This window comes from Paracoccus sp. NIOT.M2S5SZ12 (assembly GCF_057748165.1).
Genome location: NZ_JBYLFR010000048.1, coordinates 1 through 3,445, shown reverse-complemented (window position 1 = coordinate 3,445; position 3,445 = coordinate 1). Strand labels below are relative to the sequence as shown.

4 protein-coding genes are annotated in these 3,445 nt (G+C 64.3%); all 4 read right to left on the bottom strand.

Annotation, left to right across the window (positions count from 1 at the left end; all coding sequences use genetic code 11):
• A partial coding sequence (locus AC2SGK_RS18110; RefSeq protein ID WP_488324777.1) for a hypothetical protein occupies nt 1-231 on the bottom strand: 231 nt, incomplete at its 3' end.
• A 241-nt stretch (nt 232-472) separates the two neighbouring features.
• Nucleotides 473-2,194 (bottom strand): DUF927 domain-containing protein, encoded by a 1,722-nt coding sequence (locus AC2SGK_RS18105; RefSeq protein ID WP_488324776.1) that lies wholly within the window; start codon nt 2,192-2,194, stop codon nt 473-475.
• Nucleotides 2,191-3,057, bottom strand: a complete 867-nt coding sequence (locus tag AC2SGK_RS18100) for a DUF7146 domain-containing protein (RefSeq protein WP_488324775.1) — start codon at nt 3,055-3,057, stop codon at nt 2,191-2,193. The genes AC2SGK_RS18105 and AC2SGK_RS18100 overlap by 4 nt, the downstream gene beginning before the upstream one ends.
• 98 nt (nt 3,058-3,155) lie before the next feature.
• A complete protein-coding gene (locus tag AC2SGK_RS18095) occupies nt 3,156-3,395 on the bottom strand; it encodes a helix-turn-helix transcriptional regulator (RefSeq protein ID WP_488324774.1) in 240 nt (79 codons plus the stop codon).
• Nucleotides 3,396-3,445: the final 50 nt, after the last annotated feature.

Below are 3,445 nucleotides of genomic sequence, written 5' to 3'. Positions count from 1 at the left end.
AATCCGGTAATGGCCAAGCCAGGCTGCAGTCAGGTCCTGCGGCCGCGCGAGCGCAGACAGATCGAAGCCGACATGCTGAACGTAGTCGCCCAGTTGATCGATCATCTCCGGTTCGCAGAAATCAGCCAGCAGCGCCACGATCATGCTGGCCTGCTCTTGCGACGACAGTTTCACATCATCTCGTGGCTGACCCGCCTTGGGGTGTATCCGATCTGCACGAGGGTTTTTCATCAGGCTTCCTTTCGATCAACACGGGGCTGCAATTGGGGTGGGACAGGTGGGACAGGTGGGACCGCGTTGATTAAGCTGTGTTTTTGGTGGGACAGTGCTGACGGCCGATTGGTCAGGTGGGACAGGTGCTCGAGCGATTAAGGTCGCCCAGTCCCACCCGTCCCACCGATGAACCTGCCGAGGACCCCTAAAAAACTAACGATTCCAGCGCAGTCCCATCTGTCCCACCTGTCCCACCGGTTTATTCGTAGGCCACAATGTCCTCGCTGACCGCATAGAGGCGCGGGCGTCTAGGGATACCTTTGGGCGCGCGCCTCTTGTGGTGTTTGCCGTCACCGGGCAGCAGATAGTTGGCCTCCTTCAGATAGCGCGCCGCCTGGGTCGCGTCCGAGCCAGCATGGATCTGTTTCCATGCATCCTCCGTGAACCAGTACACCCCATCTCCGACGTAACCGGCACGGTCGCGGACAGGCTGACCCAAGTTCGTACCATCCATCTCCTGGAACCTGCTGGGGCCGTGCGCCGTGATGAATGCGCGCACCCGGACGATCGCTTCGTGCTTCTCGGCGGGCTCTCGGCCGCCGCGGGAGTTGATCCAGTGGTCGAACATCTGGTGGGCGGCTGCTTCCGCCGTGCCGACAGGCCACCCAGTCAGCCCGAACTCGGTCGCAAGTTCACCTGCGGCCCCGATCAGAGCAAAGCGCGTCAACGCGCGTTCGGTCTGGCCCTCGCCCATCAGTGCATGCCGAGATTGAGCCTTCTCCCTGAACAGCCTCATTGCTTGGCGAACGGTCTCCTGATGCTTTTCGCGATCCTCCAGGAGAGCTTCGACAAAGGCAGGACCTGCAACGCCGTAAGCGGCCGCCGCACCCTGCTTCAACGCCTGAGCAAACGCTGCGGCCGAGGGCGCATCGTGCAGACAATCAAAAGCGCCATGGGCGTATATCTCTGCGGGAATATCCAACAGCCGCACCCCAAGCCCTGCCTTGGCGTGGGCCGTGCTCTCGGCAACCTTGTCGGCAATCGACATCTCGCCCGTCGACAGCATGGGCACTCGCCAGCGCGAATGCGGGATCGCCTCTCCTGACTTGGCCGCACGCGCCTTTCCGGCGCCATTGGCCAGCATATAGACCATTTCAGATACCGTCCGCGCGGGTGCCTCGCCGATCTCGTCCAGCGCGCAGAGGGTGCCGTTCAGCGCCGCGGCGACGCCTTCCAGGCCATTGTCGGTGGCGCGCCAGCTTTTCAGAAAGCCCGGCGCGCCCCAGACCGAGACAGCCACGCGCAGGATCGTGGTCTTGCCCCTGCTGGACGGTCCCCGGAAATGCAGGCCCCCGCCCTCGATGTCCAAGGGCGCCAGCAACGGACCGGTAAAGGCCTGGCACAGCCCCACGAGCAGTAGCGGGTTTCCGAGACAGGGCCGCGCCACCTCATCGCGCCAATCGGCGATCGTCCCCTTCTCGCGCATCTCCTGCGCAACCGCCGACATGGTGGCGGTCGGCATCGCCTGCTCGGTCCCGATCCGGCGGTTCAGGCCTATCAGAAAGGTCATGTAGTCGTCCGAGACCCAACCCAGGCGCTCGGTCAGGATCAGTCGGGCTTTCACGTCCCAAAGCTCGATCAGTTGCATCAGTGTACTGCGCGATGCCCGGCCGGGTTGCAGCCGCAGGCCTCGATCCAGCAGCATCGCGACAGCTTCGCGCCCGTCACCTCCCAGCAACCGCGAAGGTACAAAAACCCTCTGACAACTCCCGTCCGGATCGGTCAACTCGATCAGCCTGCCCCACCCGGTCCCGGCATTGCTGCGCCCGAGCGCGACCACACGCAGGGGAGAGCAGACGCGCTGCCAGCCCTGGCCCTTGCCTTCCGGCGGGTAGAAATACACGCCATCCGGACGCAACTGAAATCCCTTCGGCGGCGGACTGTCCGAGGCTGCGGGGATTTGAATGATATTGTCGCTCATGCGGACTGCCTCCCTTGCAGGACATCGTTCCAGTCCAGGTGGTCGCCCGGGTCGCGCATGCCGACCATCCAGCCCCGCTGCTTCGCACGGTCCGCCAGCGCGTCAGCCGCGGCCCGTCCCGGCGCGTCGCCATCGGGGGCCAGGATAAGGACACCCGGCTGCAGCGGCAACGACAGGGCGCGCATCCCCGACGTCGACAACGCCGCCCAGACCGAGGCCGGGCGCGACAGCATGCAGATCACAGACAGCCCCGTCTCGATGCCTTCGGTGACGATCAGCGTGCCATTCGCGGTCCGCAGCCGCACTGCGCCGCCAGCGCTCGGACCCAGCATCGTCTTCGCCGGGGAGACATCTGCCTTGCCGCGCCCGTCGCTCGCCAGCCAGGTGCGGTGGACGGCCATTCCCGCGCTGCCGTCGATACGGGCGATCATCGCCGGCATGGTGCGACGCGCGGGGCCGTGCCACAGATCGGGGTGGAAGCGGAGGCTGTCCGGCAGCCGGCAGGTGATCGCGCGGCCGCGCAGATACGTCTCCGCCAGCGACCCGCCGATCGGGCGGCCGCTGTTCCAGATCGCCTCAGCCATGTCCGAGCGACGATAGCTGTTCTCGACAGGGTTGATGGGGCAATCGTCCTTGCGGCCGGTACGCAGATGGCTGACCTGGGGCATCTTCAGCGCGGAAACGATATCACGAAAGGCGCATCCGTCCTTTTTGCAATGCAGCAACAGGCCGGCATCTCCTTCAGAGATCGTCAGGGCGCGCTGATCGGGACGGCCTTCGGGCTGGCAGATCGGGCAGGCTGCGCAGCCGTAGCTGCCGAACCAAGCGCCGCGCAGGGTTTGCGTGAGGGTATGGGGTTTCAAGATTTCCTCCATGCGGATTGAGCCGGAGGACGGGCCGAGCTATCGTTTTTTTGCGGGAAAGATTGCTCAAAGCCCCGTCCTTGCGGCGGGGCTTTGGCTTAGTGGTTGGTGGACTTGCGGTGTTCCCAAGCCTCGATATCCGACAGCCGCCAGCGCGTGCAGCCGGGGCTCAGACGGATCGGCTTGGGGAAGTCGGGATCCAGTTTGGCGCGACGCCAAGGCCACGACTTGTGATTGCCGTAGCGCGCGGAGAATTGCACATCAGAGAGATAAGTTTCTTGCACAGGACGGCGTTGTTGCAGAACTCTCCCCGTGAAGGATTCACTTGGTGAATCCATGCGGTTAGATGGGCAGCATGAGCAAGCCCAAGCCCGCCCGCTACCGCACC